The following is a 17,775-nucleotide window of genomic DNA, read 5'->3' as shown; positions in this document are numbered from 1 at the left end:
ACGCCAAGGGCCAACTCAGCACCCTGGCAAACAAACACACCCGCGCGCAAAGACAACAAGATCACGAAACACTAGGTGGCGACGTAAGGAGACCCAGTGACTGCGCTTCCCCAACCCCAGGTGGATGGAGAGCCCCATCTGCTGACGGTCGCGGAGTATGCGGCGCTCGGCGAGATCGAGCCTGGTTACACAGAGCTTCAGGAAGGCCACCTGTTGATGTCGCCGAGCCCGCGCCCCGCACATAACATCGCATCCCTGCAGCTGGCGTTCCAGCTCGCTACCCAGATACCCGAGAAGTACGGCGTCATTCAAGCCATCGACATCGATCTCCAGCTCGTACCGCCGGACCAGCCGGGTTTCTCCCGCCGGCCGGACCTGATCGTCGCCGACCGGAACGGCGTCGATCGGGCGGAACGAAACGGGACACTGATCCGCGCCGAGGACGTGCTGATCGTCATCGAGATCGTCTCGCCCAGCTCGCATCGGATGGACACCGTCGTGAAGCACGGCGAGTACGCGGACTCCGGTATCCGGTACTACTGGATCGTCGATCTGGAGCCTCCCGTTTCCCTCGTCGCGTGCCATCTCGCGGGTGAGTTCGGCTATCAGGACGCCCCGGCCGACGCCCATACGTTTACCACCAAGGAGCCGTTTCCGATCGAGCTTGAGCTCGACCGCCTTCGCGGCTGAGCGGTATCACGGGAGCGGGGCGAGCTTCGCCCAGTCCGTCGCCGATTCGTAGGCCTGGCCGACCGCCAGCAGTACCGGCTCGGTGAACGGCTTGCCCATGATCTGCATCCCGATGGGCAGCCCGGCCCCGGTGAAACCACACGGCACCGAAAGGGAAGGCAGCCCCGTGACGTTGGCCGGAGCCGAGAAACGCACGTACGTGTCCGTCGCCGCTTCGGTGCTCCCGTCGGGCCAGGTCACCGATGGATCATCGACACGCAGCGCCGGTGTGGTGAGCGTCGGCGCGATCAGCACGTCGATATCCACGAACATCTCCCGCCACGCCTGCTGGAGGACGGTGCGCGCCCGCAGCGCCTTGAGATAGTCGGTCGCGAGCACGAACTCGCCGACCTCCAGGTACAACCGTACGTCGTCGGTGTAGAGGTCCGCCTTGTCCCGCAACATCTTCTGGTGGTACGCGCTCGCCTCGGGCAGCATGATCCCCCACTCCGTGGGCAGGATGTACGGCGTGAGCGGGATTTCCACCTCCCGCACCCGCATGCCCCGCTCGACGAGCACCGCGATCGCCGCGCTCACCGCGGCCGCCACCTCGGGATCGACCCGCTCGGTGTAGTAGTTCGCCGGCACGCCGATGGTCAGCCCGTCGACCTCCGGCCCGGTCGTGAAATCAGGCACCGGCACATCCACCGAAGCCGGATCCGAACGGTCGTACCCGGTGATCGCGTTCATCACCAGCGCGGCGTCGGCCACCGTCCGGGTGAGCGGCCCGACGTGGTCGAGCGACCAGGACAGCGAAGCCACACCACGCCGCGAGACCCGGCCGTAAGTCGGTTTCAGCCCCACGGTCCCGCACACCGAAGCCGGGATCCGGATCGAACCGCCCGTGTCGCTGCCCATCCCGACGAAGCACTCGCCCGCGGCGACGGCGGCCCCGGACCCGCCGCTCGAACCGCCGGGCATCCGGTCCAGATCCCACGGGTTCCGGGTCGTCGGCGTGACCGCACCGTAGGCGAACTCGTGCGTATGCGTCTTGCCGACCATCACGCTGCCCGCGGCCAATAGCTTCTCCACGACCGCGCTGTCCTGCTCCGGCACGTGATCCGCGCGCACCTTCGAACTCGACGTGGTCTCGACACCCGCGGTCTCGTAAAGGTCCTTGATGCCCACGGGAATCCCGTGCAGCGGCCCGCGGTACCCGCCCGCGGCGATCTCGCTTTCGGCCGCCGCCGCGGCCTTCGCCGCCAGTTCCGCGGTGACCGTGGCGAACGCGGTGATCTTGTCCTCCACCGCGTCGATCCGGGACAGCACCGACGCGGTGAGCTCGACGGGCGAAAGCTCTTTCGCCTCGATGTTCCGCGCGGCCTCGGCGAGGGTCAGCTGATACGGTTCCATGATCACTCCCAGCGTGCGTTGAAGGCGGTCGCGGGCGCGGTTTCGCCGAGTTCCAGCGAGTCGAGCTCGTCGAGCAGCGCGTAGACGGATTCGGCGGTGGCGCGGACGAGTTCGGCGCGCTCGTCCGGGACTTCGAGGCGGGCGGTGTTCTGCAGGTGCGCGAACGCGTCGCCGGGGAACGGTCGGGGCACGGCATCTCCCATCATTCGGTGAGCGGAGGGTGTTTCGTATGCCAGTCGGTGCGCTGCTGGTAGGCCGCACCGGCGCGCAGGACGGTCGCCTCGTCGAACGGCCGCCCGGCCAGCTGGAGGCTGACCGGCAGCCCGTCGGCGAACCCGCACGGCACGGCGAGCGCGGGCAGCCCGGCCGCGTTGAGCGGCGAGGTCAGCCGGGTCAGCGCCGCCATCGCCTCGGGTGGCGCGATGCCGTACGGCGGGGCGGTGACGGGGAGCGTCGGCGTGGCGACGACGTCCACTTCGGACAGAGCGGACCGGAACCCGGCGACGATCAGCCGGCGCCGGTGCATCGCGTCGACGTAGGCGGTGCCGGGGATGGCGGCACCGGCGGTCAACCGCTCGCGGGTGTCCTCGGTGTAGTCGTGCGGGCGGGTGCGAAGCTCCTCGCGGTGGATGAGCGCCGCCTCCACGCCGACGATCGTGGTGACGACCTCCCGCGAGCACTCGACGTCCGGCACGGTGACCTCGACCAGTTCCGCCCCGGCGTCCGCGAGCACGTCGAGCGCCGCCTGGACGGCGGCGGCGACCCCGGGCGCGAGGTCGTCGAAGAAGTAGTTGGCGGGCACTCCGATCCGCAGCCCGGCGATCCCGGAATCCAGCCCGGCCAGCACGTTCGTCACCGGCTCGTCGACCGAATCCGGGTCCGCCGGATCGAAACCGGTGATGCTCTGGAAGATCAGCGCCGCGTCGGTGACCGTGCGAGTGAGCGGACCGGCATGGTCCAGCGACCACGACAGCGGCGCGACGCCGCGCTTGCTCACGCGGCCGAACGTCGGCTTGAGCCCGACGAGCCCGGTGAGCCCGGCCGGGATGCGGATCGAACCGCCGGTGTCGGTGCCCATCGCGCCAAGGCACAGCCCCGCGGCGGCCGCGGCGGCGGACCCGCCGCTCGAACCGCCGGGAATCGTGTCGAGGTTCCACGGGTTGCGCGTCGGCGCGGAAACCACGCCGAACGCGAATTCGTGCGTGACGGTCTTACCGACGAGCACCGCGCCCGCCTCGCGCAGCAAGGTCGTCACGGCCGAGTCCTCGGCGGCGACATGCCCTTCCCGCACGGCCGAACCGGCGAGTGTCGGTTTACCCGCGACGTCGTAGAGATCTTTGAGTGCCAAGGGAATCCCGTGCAACAAGCCGAGCCGGTCGCCTCGCGTCACGGCCGCCTCCGCCGCGCGCGCCTGGGAAAGCGCTTCCTCCTCATAGACGTCCACATAGGACTCCAGCTTGCCGTCGAAGCGCTCGATCCGCGCGAGCACGGACCGCGTCAGTTCGACCGGGGACAGCTCACCGGCACGGATTAGGGACGACGCCTCGGAAATGGTCTTCATGACAGCACCGGTTCCAGTACGGCGTCGAGCAGCTGGCGGGTGATCTCCGAACGCGGTGCGCCGAACAGTTCGCCGACCGGCCCCTGCTCGGCGATCTCACCGTGATGCAGGACCGCCGCCCGGTCGCACATATGCTGGATGACCGCGAGGTTGTGGCTGATGAGCACGAGCGTGAGCCCCCGTTCGGCCTGGATCTCCTTGAGCAGGGCCAGGATCTGGCCCTGCACCGACACGTCGAGCGCTGAGGTCGGCTCGTCGAGCACGACGAAGTCCGGCTGCGCCGCGAGCGCCCGCGCGATGCCCAGCCGTTGCCGCTGCCCGCCGGAGAACTCGTGCGGATAGCGCTGTGCCTGCTCCGGCCGCAGGCCCACCTTCTCCAGCAGTTCGATCACCCGCGCCTTGATCTCGCCACGCGGGTGCAGGCCGAACCGGCGCATCGGGTAGGCGACCTGGTCCCCCACCGAAAGCCGCGGGTTGAACGCCGAGCCCGAGTCCTGGAACACGATCTGCATCCGCCGCCGCAGCGCCCGCAGCTGCGGTTTGGCGAGGCTCAGCACGTCGTACCCGTCGAACTCGACGTATCCGCTCGTGGGTTCGAGCAGTCGCAACAACATCCGCCCGATCGTCGTCTTGCCCGAGCCGGACTCACCGATCAGGCCGAAACTCTCGCCCCTGCCGACGGTGAACGAAGCTCCTTGCACAGCGACGAATTCCGCGCCGGGACCGAAGGTGCCGGGCGCGCGGTAGACCTTCCGCAGATCCTGGACGTTGACGAGCATGTCATGCGCTGACACGGCGCACCTCCGGTGGGCGCAGGCGAAGCACGGAACCCAGCAGCCGCTGGGTGTAAGGATGTTCGGGCGTCTCGAGCACCTTCCGGACGCTGCCGGACTCGACTATCTTGCCGGCGTACATCACCGCGACGGTCCGGCACAGCCGCGCGACCACGCCGAAATCGTGGGTGATCATCAGGATCGCGGTGCCGAGCTCGCGGTTGACCTCGGCCAGCAGGTCGATGATCTGCTTCTGCACGGTCGCGTCCAGCGCCGTGGTCGGCTCGTCCGCGATCAGCAGGTCCGGCCCGCAGGCCAGGGCGAGCGCGATCATCACGCGCTGCCGCTGCCCGCCGGAAAGCTGGTGCGGGTAGCTAGACATCCGCCGCGCCGCGTCCGGGATCCGCACGAGTTCCATGGCTTCGAGCGCCTTCAGCCGCGCCTCGCGCCTGCCGACGCGCTGGTGCAGCCGGATGACTTCGACCAGCTGGTCCCCGACGCGGAAGAACGGGTCGAGCGCGGTCATCGCGTTCTGGAACACCATGCTGATCCGCCGGCCGCGGATCTCCCGCATCTCCCGGTCGCTCTTGGTGAGCAGATCCTCGCCGTGGAAGAGGATCTTGCCCTCGGCGATCCGCGCGTTGCGAGCGAGCAGCCGCAAGATCGACAGCCCGGTCACGGACTTGCCGGAACCGGATTCCCCGACCATACCGAGGATCCCGCCCTGCTCGATCGTGAAGTCGACCCCGTCGACGGCCTTCACCGTGCCGTGCTCGACGGCGAACTCCGTGTGCAGGCCGGCGACTTCGAGTACCGGGTTCATGACCCGCCTCCCGTTTGCTTGTGCGGGTCGAGCGCGTCCCGGATCCCGTCACCGAGCAGGTTGAACGCGAGCGCGACGACGAGGATCACGAGCCCGGGGATCGTCGCCACATGCGCATACCCCTCGAGCAGCACCTGCCGTCCGTCTGAGGTCATCACACCCCAGTCCGGCGCGGGCGGGGTGATGCCGACCCCGAGGAAGCTCAGGCCCGCGGCGAGCACGATGACCAGGCCGGCCAGCGTGGTCCCGTAGACCACGAGCGGGGAAAGCACGTTGGGCAGCAACTGTTTCCCGAGAATCTCCAGCCGCGTGGCCCCCGCGGCACGGGCGGCCTCGACATAGTCCTTCCCGGCCTCCTGCACGGTCGCGGTGAACACGACGCGCGCCATGTACGGCACGAGGGTGATACCGATCGCGAGCATGCTGTTGAGCAGGCCCGGTCCGAGTACGGCGGCGATCGCGATGGCGAACAGCACGATCGGGAACGCGAACACGATGTCGAGCACCCGCATCACGGCCTCGCCAAGACGCCCGCCGGAGTACCCGGCGGTCATCCCGATCACGAGTGCCACCACACCCGCGCACAGCACGGGCACGATCGCGACCGACAGCGAGTAGCGCCCGCCCCAGATGAGCCGGGACAGGATGTCGCGCCCCTGCCCGTCCAGGCCCAGCAGATGGCCGGGCGTGCCGGGCGGCAGCAGCCGTTGCGCCGGATCACCGACCAGCGGGTCGTACGGGCTGATGAGCGGTGCGAAGATCGCTGCCAGCACCACCAGCACCAGCACGACCAGCGCGACGACGGCCACCTTGTCCCGGCCGAGCGCGCGCGTCGCCAGCCGGAACTGGGACCTGCGCGCCCAGGTCGGCGGACTGTCCATTGTGGTCGCGGTCATCACGCCGCCTTCCTGGTGCGCGGATCCAGCAGTGCCACCGCGATATCGGTGACGAGGTTGACGACGACGAACACGAGCGCGATGAACAGCACTCCGGCCTGGATCATCGGCATGTCCCCCGAGGTGATCGACGTGTAGAGCTGGCCGCCGAGACCCGGCCAGTTGAACACCACCTCGACGAAGATCACGCCGCCGAGCAGGTAGCCGATCTGCAGCCCGACGATGTTCACCACGGGCGGCAGGACGTTGCGCAGCGTGTGTTTCCAGATCACCAGCCGTTCCGGCACGCCGCTGGCCCGCAGCATCCGCACGTGCTCACCGTGCAGCGCCTCGACCATCGACCCGCGCGCCATCCGGGCGACCACCGCCGTCGGCACCACGGCCGCGGCCACCGCCGGCAGCACCAGATGCGTCAGGACGTCGCCGAACCCGCCGGGATCGCGGGTGTCGTGCATCCCCGAGGTCGGGAACCAGCCCAGCTGCAACGCGAACACGTTGATGATCACCAGCCCCGCCCAGTACACCGGGACGCTCGCCCCGGCCAGTGCCACGAACATCGAACCGCGGTCGAGCACCGAATACTGGCGGGTGCCGGCCAGGATCCCCAGCGGGATCCCGATCGCGAGGCAGATCACCAGGCTGCCCGCGGTGAGGATCATCGTGTTGCCCAGTTTGGGGAACAGGATGCTCGACACCGGCTGGCTCAGCGTCAGCGACTGCCCGAGGTCGCCGTGCAGCACGCCGCCGACGTAGTCGAGGTACTGCACGACGAGCGAACGGTCGAGCCCGAGCTGGTGCCGGACCTCGGCGACCCGCTGCGCGGTGGCCGCCTGGCCGAGCATCGTGCGCACCGGATCGCCCGGCACCAGCTGCATGATCAGGAACACCAGGATCGACACGCCGATCAGTACCAGCACGGTGGCGATCAGCCGCCGCAGCAGGAACCCGATCACGACAGCCACACCGTGCCCAGGTCGTACCACTCCTCACTCGGCGAGACGAACCCGTGCACCTTCGGGCTCAGGATGTAGGGCGCCTTGTCGTTGACGATCGGCGCGATCGCCGCGTCGTCGGTGACGATCCTGTTGGCCTGCTTCCATTTCTCGACCGCGGCGCTCTCCGAGGTGGCCGTGATCGCCTGCTGCATCACCTGGTCCAGCTGCGGGTTGTCGTAGCCGCCGACGTTGGGCCCGTTGGGCGCCTTGAGCGACGAGGAAGTGGCGATGTAGAGCCAGTACGGCGTGGTCATACCCCACGACTGCTGTGCCCAGCCGACCCCGGCCGGCGTGCCCTCCGCCCATTTCGACAGGTACGAGATCCATTCCGAGGTCTGCAGCTTGATCTGGATACCAACCTTCGCCAGGTTCTGCTGGATGTACTCGGCCATCGGCACCGGGATGATCTGCCCGGACCCGTCCACGGACGTCATCATCTGGGTGGAGAACCCGTTGGGGTATCCGGCTTCCGCGAGCAACTGCTTGGCCTTGTCCGGGTTGTAGCCGTACGCGTCGGTGTTCTCGACGTACGCCGCGTTCGCCGGGGCCTGCACGTCGTAGGCCGGTTTGACGGTGTCCTTCAACAGGTTCGTCGCCATGCCCTGCCGGTCGATCGCGAGGTTGATCGCCTGGCGCACCAGCTTGTTCTTCAGGATCGGATCGTTGAAGTTGAACGACAGGTACCACACGTGCGGCGGGGCGCCTTCGGACAGCTGGAACCCGGACTGCTGCAGGCTCGCCACGCTGTCCGGCGGCGGCACGGCGATCATGTCCACCTCGTCGGCCCGCAGCGACGCCACGCGCGCCGAGGGATCGGGCAGCGGCCGGAACACGACCTTGTCCAGATAGGGTTTCGTACCCCAGTAGTCGTCGTTGCGCGCCAAGGTGATCCGCTGGCCGCGCACGCGATCGACGAACTTGAACGGCCCGGTGCCCACCGGATGCTCACCCACGTTGTCGTTGCCGTACTGCTTGACCGAGGCGGGGCTCATGATGCCGGTCGATCCGCTGCCGCCCTGCGCGAGCAGCCGCAGGAACGGCTGGAAGGCCTGCTTCATGGTGAGCTGGACGGTCATCGGGTCCGGCGTCGCGATCGAGGCCAACTGCTGCCAGACGAAGGTCGTCTGCCCGGCGGCCTTCGCGTCGTAGTACGGGAACGCCTTGTCCCACATCCGCCGGATGTTGAATTCGACCGCGGCCGCGTCGAGCGGGGTGCCGTCGTGGAACTTGACGCCTTCCCGGATGTGGAAGGTGTAGACCGTGCCGTCGGGCGAGATCTCCCACGACGAAGCCAATCCCGGCCGCAGCGGCGGCACCGGCGCCTGCGCCGAAGGTTTCGACAGGTCCTCGTCCACGAGCGGTTCGAAGATCTGCCGGTTGACGCGCCAGGAAACCCAGCCGCCCGCCCGCTGCGGGTCGAGAACGTCCACTTCGGACTCGATACCGATGGCCAGCGTGCCGCCGCTGCGGGGCGGGCCCGACGCGCCGGAACCCGCGCTCGGCCCGCCACACGCGGCGACCAGGCCGGTGGCGAGCAGAGCCACCACCAGGCGCCGGAACCTTCTGCCGGAGAACACCATGCGCACCGCCGATCTTCGAATCCTGAAGCGATCGGGCAGAACGCTAGGCAGGCCATGTTTCGGACGGTGTGCGGCAACGCTCAACCTTGTAACAGGTCGGGGCCCCATGTTTCCGGTTCGTTAACGGGCTTCCGCTGACCTGCGGTTTTCAGTTGGCGGGAACTATTCCTTCCGGAACTATTGTCGCGCGGAGGTCCTCGAGCAGCCCGCCGATCCGGTCGCGGTCGGCGAGCAACTCGGCCTGGCTCGCTTCGACGATCGCGGCGAGCCGCCGGTGCAGCGCCTTGCCGCGCGTGGTCAGGAATATCCGCACCTTGCGGCGGTCCTCGAGACCGATACGGCGGTAGACGATGTTGTTCGCGACAAGCCGGTCGACGAGCTTGGTCAGCAACGGCGACGTGATACCCGCGTGTTCGGCCACCTCGTTCATGACGTGGCCACCGCCGGCGAGGAAGTCGATCACCCGCCATTCCTCGACGCCACAGTTCTCGGCGGCGAGCGCGGCGCGCTGTCGCTCGACCACCTGACGTTCGAGCCGGCTCAAAAGGTGGGCAAGGTCACGGGGCCGCCGTGCATCGTTCATTGCCTGGCCATCTTTCGTCGGTTACCGTCATTCCACTCTAATCACCATCTCGGCCGATCAGCCCCACCGGAGGTGGCGCCGTGGCCCGGACGAACTCGGCTGACCCGGAGCTCAACGTCGCGCTGGTGATCCCCTTGCAGGGGCCACTCGGTCTCATCGGCCCCTCCAGTGAGCTGTGCGCGCAACTCGCCGCCGAAGAGATCAACGAGGCGGGCGGGATCCTGGGCCGCGAAGTACGGTTGCACACCGTCGACGGCGGCGGTGATCCGGAGACGATCGCGGCGGAGGTCCGTTCGCTGGTCTCGCAAGGCCGGGCCGACGCGGTGATCGGCGCGCACACTTCGGCCGTGCGGCGGGCCATCGCGCCGCGGGTCGCGGATCGCGTGCCCTACATCTACACCTCGTTGTATGAAGGCGGGGAACGCAATCCCGGCGTCTTCCTCACCGGTGAGACCCCGGGCCTGCAACTGCTGCCGGGAATGCGCTTGCTGGCTCAGGAAAGGCAGGTCCGGCGCTGGTACGTCGTCGGCGACGACTACGTGTGGCCGCGAACGACGGCGGCGATGGCGCGCGGGTACGCGCACCGCTCGGGCGGCGCGATCGTCGGCGAGGCGTACGTTCCCTTGGGCACCACCGATTTCGCCGCCGTCATCGACCGGCTCGAACGGGCCGCGATCGACGGTGTGCTGGTGCTGCTGGTCGGTGAGGACGCGGTGCACTTCCATCGCGCGTTCGCCCGGCGCGGGCTGCACCACGTGGCGGTCCGGCTCACCCCGCTGATGGACGAGAACATGCTGCTGGCCACCGGTGCCGAGGCCACCATCGGCCTGTTCGCCGCAGCCGGGTACTTCGAGAGCCTGGCCACTCCCGAGCGCCTGGACTTCGCCGGCCGGTACGCCCGCCGGTTCGGGGTGGACGCACCGATGGTCGGCAATCTCGGCGAATCGTGCTACGAAGGCGTCCGCTTGCTGGAAGCACTCATGCACCGGGCCCGCTCGCCGGAGGTGAAGGCGATCGCGGCGATCGCGGACACGGTTTCCTACGAAGGTGCCCGTGGCGTGCTGCACCTGCGCGGTCGCCATACGGCGCAACGGGTCTACCTCGCCGAAGCGGAGGCGCTGGAGCTTTCGGTCGTCGCCGAGCTGACGTCCCGCCGTTAAGGTGTCGGCTATGGCTGATGAACTGGTCCACTACTCGATGAAGAGTGGTGTTGCGACGATCACATTGGACTCGCCGTACAACCGCAACGCCCTCTCTGCCCAGCTTCGCCGCGAGCTACGCGCGTCGCTGGCCAAGGCGCAGGGCGAGGAAGCGGTGCGGGTGATCGTGCTGACGCACACCGGCCCGGTGTTCTGCGCGGGCATGGACCTGAAGGAAGCGCGCGGAGCGGGCACGGACGACCAGGGCGTCAACGAGTTCCCCGAGATCCTGCAGCAGATCTGGCACAGTCCGAAGCCCGTGGTCGCGCGGCTGGCCGGGCCGGCCCGCGCGGGCGGGGTCGGCATGGTCGCCGCCTGTGACATCGTCGTCGCGGCGAAGGAGGCGACTTTCGCGTTCTCGGAGGTGCGGATCGGTGTCGTACCGGCCGTCATCTCACTCGTCGTGCTCCCCCGCATCGCGCCGCGCGCCGCGCAGGAACTGTTCCTCACCGGAGAGGTGTTCGGCGCGGAGCGCGCGGCCAGCATCGGTCTCATCACCGCGGCGGCCGACGCCGAAAAGCTCGACGACGAAGTCGCCCGCTACGTCCGCTCGCTCACCCTCGGCGGCCCGCAAGCGCTCGCGGCCACGAAGGAACTGCTGGCGAGCCCGAAGCCGCCCAACCCGGCGGCGGGCTTCAAGGCGATGAACGCCCTGTCCGCGAGCTTCTTCGCGAGCGAAGAGGGCCAGGAGGGCATCACGGCCTTCGCCCAGAAGCGCCAACCCAACTGGGTCGCCGCCCCCTAGCCCGCGCGAGTCCGGCTTTCGCCGCTCACTCGTCAGAGAGCGCGAGCGTCAGGCGGCGGCTGTCCACCCGGTCCCCGCCCGGCGCGAGCGCGCGTTCGGCGTCCGACAAGACGCTGCGGATCGCCAGGTATGCCCGCGGGTCCGCCGCCATCAGCTCATCCGAGCCGCACCAGATGAGCACATGCTCCCCCGTGGGCAGCCAGGACAGGTCGGTGAGGCAGTCGTAGAGGGCGTCCAGGTTGCGACCGAACCACTCCGGGAACGACAGCGCGGCCGCGATGGCATCCAATGTGGACAGTTTGTCCGTGGGATGGCCCGCTATCACATGCGAATGGGCGCCGCGGGCGCGCGCCTGGTCCGCGATCGTCTTGCTGCTGATGTGCTCCATGGCCTTCAACTTGCTATCTGGAGGGATCTACGATGACGAACGACGCGTAGTGGTCACCTGTGTAGTACAGCTCCCGTGGCCCGCCGGTGATCAGGCGCCGCGGTCCGCGGTCCGCGCTCCCCGGTGTGGGCACCGTGTACTCATGGTAGTAACCACCCGGCTTCTCCGGCAGGAGTTTCTCCCGGTTGGCGAACACGACCCCGTCATTGTGCGGGTAGGGGAACGGACCATCGCGCTGAATGAGCCGCCAGGTCTGGCTCGCCTGGGGCGGCAGGGCCGACAGAGCCTCCGTCTGCATACCGGTATCGGCGCCGCTGCCGAGATCCTTGACCAGCCACCCACCCAGGACGAGCACGATGAGCCCGACCAGGGCAACGGTGATGCGCCTTCGACTGGACACCCGTCGTACCTTAAGGCCGCGGTGGGCAGTCCTCGTCACGGGACGGTCGCAACCAGGCGGCGACCCGGTCCACGATCCGGTCGATCAGCCACGCCACGCCGAGACACAGCGGCCCCAGCACCGCGATGACCAGCACGAACTGCAGCGGGAACCACAGCTGTGTGAGCCACAGCTCAGCCTTGTCCCACCAGTTGGCCAGCCCTGCGAACACGCATCACAGCGTACGCGTGGGTCCGGAGAGGTAGTTTGCTGGCATGTTCGCCGTGTATGCCAAGGAAGCCAATTACGACAGCCCGCTCGATTCCCTCGTCGCGGGCGAGCGTCCCGAGCCCGAGGTGCCCGAAGGCTGGGTCAAGGTCGCGGTCCGGGCAGCCAGCTTGAACATGCACGACCTTTGGACGCTGCGCGGCGTCGGCATCAAGGCCGAGCAGTTCCCGATGATCCTCGGCTGCGACGGGGCCGGCGTGCTCGAGGACGGCACCGAGGTAGTGCTGCACTCGGTGGTCAACGCACCGGGCTGGCAGGGCGACGACACCCTCGACCCGAAGCGCACGCTGCTCACCGAGAAGCACCAGGGAACCTTCGCCGACCACGTCGTCGTGCCCGCCCGCAACGCCGTTCCCAAGCCGGCCGGCCTGTCCTTCGGCGAAGCCGCGACGATGGGCACCGCGTGGCTGACCGCGTACCGGATGCTGTTCGTGAAGTCAGGGCTGCGGCCGGGGCAGACGATGCTCGTCCAGGGCGCCTCCGGCGGCGTGTCGACCGCGCTCGTGCAACTGGGGCGCGCGGCCGGATTCCGCGTGTGGGTGACCGGGCGGAGCGAGGAGAAGAGGGCGCTGGCCGAGCAACTGGGCGCGCACCAGGCCTTCGAATCCGGCGCCCGGCTGCCCGAGCGGGTGGACGCGGTGTTCGAGACGGTGGGCAAGGCGACCTGGGCACACTCGCTGAAATCGCTCAAACCAGGCGGAATCGTCGTCGTCTCGGGCTCGACCAGCGGCCCGGACCCGAGCGCCGACCTGCAGCGCGTCTTCTTCCTGCAGCTGCGGGTCGCCGGCTCCACGATGGGCACGCGCGACGAGCTCGAGAGCCTGCTGTCCTACGTCCATCTCGCCGGGATCAAACCGCAGATCGGGGCCGAACTGCCGCTCGCCGACGCCGAGAAGGGCTTCCGGGACATGCTGGCCGGGAACACCGCCGGCAAAATCGTTTTCACTCGTTAACACCCCGAATTCATCCGCTGACCTGCGTAGAAGCAATGCCGACACCAGGCCGACACGCGTTTGTGACCCACGACTCAACGGGGAAAAGTGAGATTTCCTCGCTAACCTGTACACATGACCGCAATGGAGCGGGTGCAGCCTGAGACCCCGGCGTCACTCGCCGGCCCGGAGTGGATCCGGGCCGGCGAACGCAGCTACGCCGGGGTCCGCACGCGGGTCCTGGAAGTCGGTCCCAGGCGGTTGACGCGCGGCGCGCCCAGAATCGTCCTCCTGCACGGTTACTGCGACAGCGCCGACACCTGGCGCCCCGTCCTCGAACAGCTCGCGGAGGCGGGCATCTCCGCCGTCGCGGTCGATCTGCCCGGTTTCGGCGAAGCGGATCCGCTGCGGCCCGGCGCCATGCTTCCCCAGCTCGACCAGTTCGTCGACGCGATACTCGAAGAACAGACGAAGCACGGCAAGGTCGTACTGGCCGGCAACTCGCTCGGCGGCACCATGGGCCTGCGCGCCGCCTACGGTTCACGGCGCCGTGTCGCGGGTGTCATCTCGATCGCGGCGCCGGGGTTCGTCGACTCGTGGCTGGTCCGCGCGGTCGGCACCTATCCGTTGCGGCTGTGGGCCGCGCTGCCGCTGCCGGTCCCGAAGTTCGTGGTGCGCGGCGTGGCGGAGTACGTCGTACCGCGACTGCTGTACGCCGACCACGATGTCGCCGCGGACGAGCATGTCCGCCGTTTCACCAGCCTGTTCCCCGACTACCGCGCCGCCACGACCCGGCTCGACCAAGCACGTCAGCTGGTCGAAGAGCTCGCCGAGGCCTACGACGGTCTCGATCAGCTCGCGACACCGCTCCTGGTCATCGCCTGCGGTAAGGATCGGCTGGTCACGGCCGCTTCGGGGCGGCGGCTGCACTCGCTCGTCCCGCACAGCCGCCTGCTCGTCCGCGAGGACTGGGGTCACTGCCCGCAGCTGGACGACCCGGCGACGCTCGCCGAGCTCATGGCCTACTTCACCGCGGGCGCGACCCGCAAGCGCAGACGTCGCGGCGTGAAGTCCGAGCCGCTCGCCGAAGCGGGTTAGAACTTCACCTGTCCGGCCGCGGCTCGCGCCTGTTCGCGCAGCCGCGCGATGATCCCGGCCGCCGGGCCCGAGGTCGCCAGCGGATAGGTCTGCCCGGCCCATAGGTTCATCGCCTCGGGATCCCCCGCCGTGCTCGCCGCCGCCCGCACCGGCCGGGTCAGGTGGTGGATCTGCGGGTAGGCGGCCGGGGCGAAGCCCGAGTTCTCGGTGAGGAACCGGTTCACCAGCCCGCGCGCCGGGCGGCCGCTGAACGCCCTGGTGAACTCGGTCGCGCGACCGGCGTCCGCCAGGGCCTGCCGGTGCACGGGCTGGGTACCGGCCTCGTCCGCGCGCAGGAACGCCGTGCCGAGTTGCGCCGCGACCGCTCCGGCGGTCAGCACCGCGGCGATGTCCGCGCCGTGCACGAGCCCGCCCGCCGCGATCAACGGCAGGTCCACCTCGGCGGACACCAGCCGCAGCAAGGCAAGCAGGCCGAAGGTCGCGCCGCCGGCCGGGTCGCGCGGATCGTCGGCGAACAGCCCACGATGTGCCCCGGCCTCGAAACCCTGTACGCACAAGGCATCCGCTCCGGCGACGGCCGCCTGGACCGCTTCCACCGGGTTCGTCACGGTGACGATCACCTTGCTCCCGGCCTCGTGCAGCCGCGCCACGTCGTGAGGTGAGGGCAGGTCGAAGGTGAACGAGACGAACGGCAACCGCTGTGAGGCGACGAGGTCCAGCTTCGCCCGATAGTCGTCGTCATCCCAGTGCGGGTGGCCGGGTTCGGTGCCGTACCGCTCGGCCTCCGCCTCGATCCGGCGCACGTAGCCGCTCAAGTCCTCGGTGGACTCCGCACCCGGCACGAACAGGTTGACGCCGAACCGGCCGTTCGTGAGCGCGCGCGTTCTCTCGATGCGATCGTCCAGCGCGCCGGCCTTCAGATACCCGGCCGCGAGGAAGCCGGACCCGCCGGCCTCCACCACCGCGGCGACGAGTTCGGGGGTGGTCGGCCCGCCGGCCATCGGCGCGACGAGGACCGGGAAGCACAAGTCTTCGAACATGTCTTCAGGGTAGAAACCGGCTACGGTCACGGCATGGCTGATTTGTCACGCGTCCGCGAACTCGCGCTCGACGAGCACGGCCTCGCCACCATCTCCGTCGCCCGCTCGAACGGGACGGTGCACTCGTCGGTGGTGAACGCCGGCCTCATCGACGACCCGGTCTCCGCCCAGGCGAGCGTCGGCTTCGTCGCCCGCGGCGGCACGCGCAAGCTCGCCCTGCTGCGCGAGCGGGCAAACGGGACGATCACGTTCCGCCGCGGCTGGTCCTGGGCTTCGGTACAGGGCCCGGTGCGGCTGATCGGGCCGGACGACCCCGACTCCGCCTTCGACCCGGCCGCGCTCCCGCGCCTGCTGCGCGACGTGTTCATCGCCGCGACCGGCTCCCACGACGACTGGGACGAGTACGACCGGGTCATGGCCGCCGAACGCCGCTGCGCGGTCTTCATCGCCGCGGAGCGGATCTTCGGCAGCCTGTGACAGCTACTTCTTCTTGCCCTTTTCCGCGGGTTCGGTGGTCGACAGCGCCGCGACGAAGGCCTCCTGCGGGACCTCGACCCGCCCGATGTTCTTCATCCGCTTCTTGCCTTCCTTCTGCTTCTCCAGCAGTTTCCGCTTCCGCGAGATGTCACCGCCGTAGCATTTGGCGAGCACGTCCTTGCGGATCGCGCGGATCGTTTCGCGCGCGATGATGCGGGAGCCGACGGCGGCCTGGATGGGCACCTCGAACTGCTGCCGCGGGATCAGCTCGCGCAGCCGGGTGGCCATCTTGTTGCCGTAGGAGAAGGCCGCGTCCTTGTGCACGATCGCGGAGAAGGCGTCCACCGGTTCGCCCTGCAGCAGGATGTCCACCTTGACCAGGTCGGCGACCTGGGTCCCGGCCTCCTCGTAGTCCAGCGAGGCGTAGCCGCGGGTGCGGGACTTCAGCGAGTCGAAGAAATCGAAGATGATCTCCGCGAGCGGCAGGTGGTAGCGCAGCTCGACGCGGTCCTCGGACAGGTAGTCCATGCCGAGCAGCTGCCCGCGCTTGCCCTGGCACAGCTCCATGATCGCCCCGATGAACTCGGCCGGCGCGATCACGGTGACCTTCGACAGCGGCTCGTGCACCTCGGCGATCTTGTACCCGGTCGGCCAGTCCGACGGGTTGGTCACGGTGTGCTCGCTGCCGTCCTCGAGCACCACCTGGTACACCACGTTCGGCGCGGTCGAGATCAGGTCCAGCCCGAACTCGCGCTCGAGCCGGTCGCGGGTGATCTCCAGATGCAGCAGCCCGAGGAAGCCACAGCGGAACCCGAAACCCAGCGCGACCGACGTCTCCGGCTCGAAGGTCAGGGCCGCGTCGTTGAGCTGGAGCTTGTCGAGCGCCTCACGCAGCTCGGGATAGTCCGAACCGTCCAGCGGGTACAGACCCGAGTAGACCATCGGCTTCGGCTCGCGGTACCCGGTCAACGGCTTCGTCGCGCCCTTGCGCTCGGACGTCACCGTGTCACCGACGCGGGACTGGCGGACGTCCTTCACCCCGGTGATCAGGTAGCCCACCTCGCCGACGCCGAGTCCCTTGCTGGGCTTGGGTTCCGGCGAGATGATGCCGACCTCCAGCAGCTCGTGGGTGGCGCCGGTGGACATCATCCGGATGCGCTCGCGCGGGGTGATCTGCCCGTCCACCACGCGGATGTAGGTCACCACGCCGCGGTAGGTGTCGTACACGGAGTCGAAGATCATCGCGCGGGCCGGCGCGTCCGCGTCGCCCTCCGGCGGCGGCACCTGGCGGACCACCTCGTCGAGCAGTTCGCGGACGCCTTCACCGGTCTTGGCCGAGACGCGCAGCACGTCCGAGGGTTCGCAGCCGATGATGTGCGCGAGTTCGGCGGCGTACTTGTCCGGCTCGGCCGCGGGCAGGTCGATCTTGTTGAGCACCGGGATGATGTGCAGGTCCTTCTCGAGCGCGAGGTAGAGGTTCGCCAGGGTCTGCGCCTCGATCCCCTGCGCGGCGTCGACCAGCAGGATCGCGCCCTCGCACGCCTCCAGCGCCCGCGAGACCTCGTAGGTGAAGTCGACGTGCCCCGGCGTGTCGATCAGGTGCAGCACATGGTCGCGCCCCTCGACCTGCCACGGCAGGCGCACGTTCTGCGCCTTGATCGTGATGCCGCGCTCGCGCTCGATGTCCATCCGGTCGAGGTACTGGGCGCGCATGGCCCGTTCCTCGACCACGCCGGTGAGCTGCAGCATCCGGTCGGCCAGGGTGGACTTGCCGTGGTCGATATGCGCGATGATGCAGAAGTTCCGGATCAGCTCCGGTGGCGTGAACGTGGTGTCGGCGAACGTCACTGAATTCCTCGGCTCGGTCGTCGGGTGCCCTACCAGTGTCCCATGCCCGGTGGCGGGGGATTTCCGGGTCATCCCCGATGCCGTCCGC

Annotated in this window: 20 protein-coding genes; 6 read left to right on the top strand and 14 right to left on the bottom strand. The window is 68.8% G+C overall.

Annotated features, from left to right (window positions below; genetic code table 11):
• Positions 1-96: 96 nt before the first annotated feature.
• On the top strand, positions 97-690 hold the full coding sequence (locus FG385_RS18570) for a Uma2 family endonuclease (RefSeq protein WP_139098024.1): 594 nt from the start codon (positions 97-99) through the stop codon (positions 688-690).
• Between the two features lie 6 nt (positions 691-696).
• On the opposite strand, the gene FG385_RS18565 is transcribed toward FG385_RS18570, so the two are convergent.
• The 9 genes from FG385_RS18565 to FG385_RS18525 all read right to left on the bottom strand — a co-directional run bounded on the left by FG385_RS18565 (position 697) and on the right by FG385_RS18525 (position 9,293).
• Complete coding sequence (locus FG385_RS18565; RefSeq protein ID WP_139098023.1) at positions 697-2,082, bottom strand: amidase; 1,386 nt, start codon at positions 2,080-2,082, stop codon at positions 697-699.
• Positions 2,083-2,084: 2 nt separating this feature from the next.
• Positions 2,085-2,273, bottom strand: coding sequence for a hypothetical protein (locus FG385_RS18560; RefSeq protein ID WP_139098022.1), 189 nt, complete (start codon positions 2,271-2,273; stop codon positions 2,085-2,087).
• An 11-nt stretch (positions 2,274-2,284) separates the two neighbouring features.
• Entirely contained in the window at positions 2,285-3,643 is a 1,359-nt protein-coding gene (locus FG385_RS18555) for an amidase (RefSeq protein ID WP_139098021.1), read from the bottom strand.
• A complete protein-coding gene (locus FG385_RS18550; RefSeq protein WP_200834517.1) occupies positions 3,640-4,437 on the bottom strand; it encodes an ATP-binding cassette domain-containing protein in 798 nt (265 codons plus the stop codon). Before FG385_RS18550 ends, FG385_RS18555 begins: the two co-directional genes overlap by 4 nt.
• A complete protein-coding gene (locus tag FG385_RS18545; protein WP_139098020.1) occupies positions 4,424-5,239 on the bottom strand; it encodes an ABC transporter ATP-binding protein in 816 nt (271 codons plus the stop codon). Before FG385_RS18545 ends, FG385_RS18550 begins: the two co-directional genes overlap by 14 nt.
• The gene (locus FG385_RS18540; protein ID WP_139098019.1) at positions 5,236-6,135 is read right to left on the bottom strand and encodes an ABC transporter permease; all 900 of its coding nucleotides are present in this window, start codon (positions 6,133-6,135) and stop codon (positions 5,236-5,238) included. Before FG385_RS18540 ends, FG385_RS18545 begins: the two co-directional genes overlap by 4 nt.
• Positions 6,135-7,097 (bottom strand): ABC transporter permease, encoded by a 963-nt coding sequence (locus tag FG385_RS18535; RefSeq protein WP_200834516.1) that lies wholly within the window; start codon positions 7,095-7,097, stop codon positions 6,135-6,137. The genes FG385_RS18540 and FG385_RS18535 overlap by 1 nt, the downstream gene beginning before the upstream one ends.
• A complete protein-coding gene (locus tag FG385_RS18530; protein WP_235022642.1) occupies positions 7,085-8,677 on the bottom strand; it encodes an ABC transporter substrate-binding protein in 1,593 nt (530 codons plus the stop codon). The genes FG385_RS18535 and FG385_RS18530 overlap by 13 nt, the downstream gene beginning before the upstream one ends.
• Before the next feature lie 181 nt (positions 8,678-8,858).
• Positions 8,859-9,293, bottom strand: a complete 435-nt coding sequence (locus FG385_RS18525; protein WP_139098018.1) for a MarR family winged helix-turn-helix transcriptional regulator — start codon at positions 9,291-9,293, stop codon at positions 8,859-8,861.
• An 80-nt stretch (positions 9,294-9,373) separates the two neighbouring features.
• Here FG385_RS18525 and FG385_RS18520 point away from each other — a divergent pair, with 80 nt between their 5' ends.
• Positions 9,374-10,453, top strand: a complete 1,080-nt coding sequence (locus FG385_RS18520; RefSeq protein ID WP_139098017.1) for a substrate-binding domain-containing protein — start codon at positions 9,374-9,376, stop codon at positions 10,451-10,453.
• A gap of 10 nt (positions 10,454-10,463) precedes the next feature.
• The gene (locus tag FG385_RS18515) at positions 10,464-11,237 is read left to right on the top strand and encodes an enoyl-CoA hydratase family protein (protein ID WP_139098016.1); all 774 of its coding nucleotides are present in this window, start codon (positions 10,464-10,466) and stop codon (positions 11,235-11,237) included.
• A 25-nt stretch (positions 11,238-11,262) separates the two neighbouring features.
• Here the strand turns inward: FG385_RS18515 and FG385_RS18510 are convergent, their stop codons facing one another.
• The 3 genes from FG385_RS18510 to FG385_RS18500 are packed head-to-tail and all read right to left on the bottom strand — an operon-like array spanning position 11,263 to position 12,236.
• Positions 11,263-11,625 (bottom strand): barstar family protein, encoded by a 363-nt coding sequence (locus tag FG385_RS18510; protein ID WP_139098015.1) that lies wholly within the window; start codon positions 11,623-11,625, stop codon positions 11,263-11,265.
• A 13-nt stretch (positions 11,626-11,638) separates the two neighbouring features.
• Positions 11,639-12,025: a ribonuclease domain-containing protein gene (locus FG385_RS18505; RefSeq protein ID WP_139098014.1), complete on the bottom strand. Its 387-nt coding sequence runs from the start codon at positions 12,023-12,025 to the stop codon at positions 11,639-11,641.
• 10 nt (positions 12,026-12,035) lie between these two features.
• Complete coding sequence (locus FG385_RS18500; protein WP_139098013.1) at positions 12,036-12,236, bottom strand: hypothetical protein; 201 nt, start codon at positions 12,234-12,236, stop codon at positions 12,036-12,038.
• Positions 12,237-12,279: 43 nt separating this feature from the next.
• Between FG385_RS18500 and FG385_RS18495 the strand changes: the two genes are divergently transcribed.
• Positions 12,280-13,245 carry a quinone oxidoreductase family protein gene (locus FG385_RS18495; RefSeq protein ID WP_139098012.1) on the top strand — a complete coding sequence of 322 codons (966 nt, stop codon included), beginning with the start codon at positions 12,280-12,282 and terminating at the stop codon, positions 13,243-13,245.
• Positions 13,246-13,359: 114 nt separating this feature from the next.
• Positions 13,360-14,322 carry an alpha/beta fold hydrolase gene (locus tag FG385_RS18490; protein ID WP_139098011.1) on the top strand — a complete coding sequence of 321 codons (963 nt, stop codon included), beginning with the start codon at positions 13,360-13,362 and terminating at the stop codon, positions 14,320-14,322.
• Here FG385_RS18490 and FG385_RS18485 read toward each other — a convergent pair.
• On the bottom strand, positions 14,319-15,362 hold the full coding sequence (locus tag FG385_RS18485; RefSeq protein ID WP_139098010.1) for a nitronate monooxygenase: 1,044 nt from the start codon (positions 15,360-15,362) through the stop codon (positions 14,319-14,321). The two genes, FG385_RS18490 and FG385_RS18485, sit on opposite strands and share 4 nt — an antisense overlap.
• Before the next feature lie 33 nt (positions 15,363-15,395).
• Between FG385_RS18485 and FG385_RS18480 the strand changes: the two genes are divergently transcribed.
• On the top strand, positions 15,396-15,839 hold the full coding sequence (locus FG385_RS18480; RefSeq protein ID WP_139098009.1) for a pyridoxamine 5'-phosphate oxidase family protein: 444 nt from the start codon (positions 15,396-15,398) through the stop codon (positions 15,837-15,839).
• Positions 15,840-15,842: 3 nt separating this feature from the next.
• On the opposite strand, the gene lepA is transcribed toward FG385_RS18480, so the two are convergent.
• On the bottom strand, positions 15,843-17,759 hold the full coding sequence (gene lepA / locus FG385_RS18475) for a translation elongation factor 4 (RefSeq protein WP_235022641.1): 1,917 nt from the start codon (positions 17,757-17,759) through the stop codon (positions 15,843-15,845).
• Positions 17,760-17,775: the final 16 nt, after the last annotated feature.

The organism is Amycolatopsis alkalitolerans (assembly GCF_006152065.1).
Taxonomy (GTDB): domain Bacteria; phylum Actinomycetota; class Actinomycetes; order Mycobacteriales; family Pseudonocardiaceae; genus Amycolatopsis_E; species Amycolatopsis_E alkalitolerans.
This window is presented reverse-complemented; position numbering and strand designations above follow the sequence as displayed.

Coding starts and splice junctions, on each gene's coding strand:
- FG385_RS18565 (WP_139098023.1), bottom strand. CDS start 2,082: ATGGAACCGTATCAGCTGACCCTCGCCGAGGCCGCGCGGAACATCGAG.
- FG385_RS18495 (WP_139098012.1), top strand. CDS start 12,280: ATGTTCGCCGTGTATGCCAAGGAAGCCAATTACGACAGCCCGCTCGAT.
- lepA (WP_235022641.1), bottom strand. CDS start 17,759: ATGACCCGGAAATCCCCCGCCACCGGGCATGGGACACTGGTAGGGCAC.
- FG385_RS18555 (WP_139098021.1), bottom strand. CDS start 3,643: ATGAAGACCATTTCCGAGGCGTCGTCCCTAATCCGTGCCGGTGAGCTG.
- FG385_RS18545 (WP_139098020.1), bottom strand. CDS start 5,239: ATGAACCCGGTACTCGAAGTCGCCGGCCTGCACACGGAGTTCGCCGTC.
- FG385_RS18485 (WP_139098010.1), bottom strand. CDS start 15,362: ATGTTCGAAGACTTGTGCTTCCCGGTCCTCGTCGCGCCGATGGCCGGC.
- FG385_RS18480 (WP_139098009.1), top strand. CDS start 15,396: ATGGCTGATTTGTCACGCGTCCGCGAACTCGCGCTCGACGAGCACGGC.
- FG385_RS18515 (WP_139098016.1), top strand. CDS start 10,464: ATGGCTGATGAACTGGTCCACTACTCGATGAAGAGTGGTGTTGCGACG.
- FG385_RS18490 (WP_139098011.1), top strand. CDS start 13,360: ATGACCGCAATGGAGCGGGTGCAGCCTGAGACCCCGGCGTCACTCGCC.
- FG385_RS18510 (WP_139098015.1), bottom strand. CDS start 11,625: ATGGAGCACATCAGCAGCAAGACGATCGCGGACCAGGCGCGCGCCCGC.
- FG385_RS18540 (WP_139098019.1), bottom strand. CDS start 6,135: ATGACCGCGACCACAATGGACAGTCCGCCGACCTGGGCGCGCAGGTCC.
- FG385_RS18525 (WP_139098018.1), bottom strand. CDS start 9,293: ATGAACGATGCACGGCGGCCCCGTGACCTTGCCCACCTTTTGAGCCGG.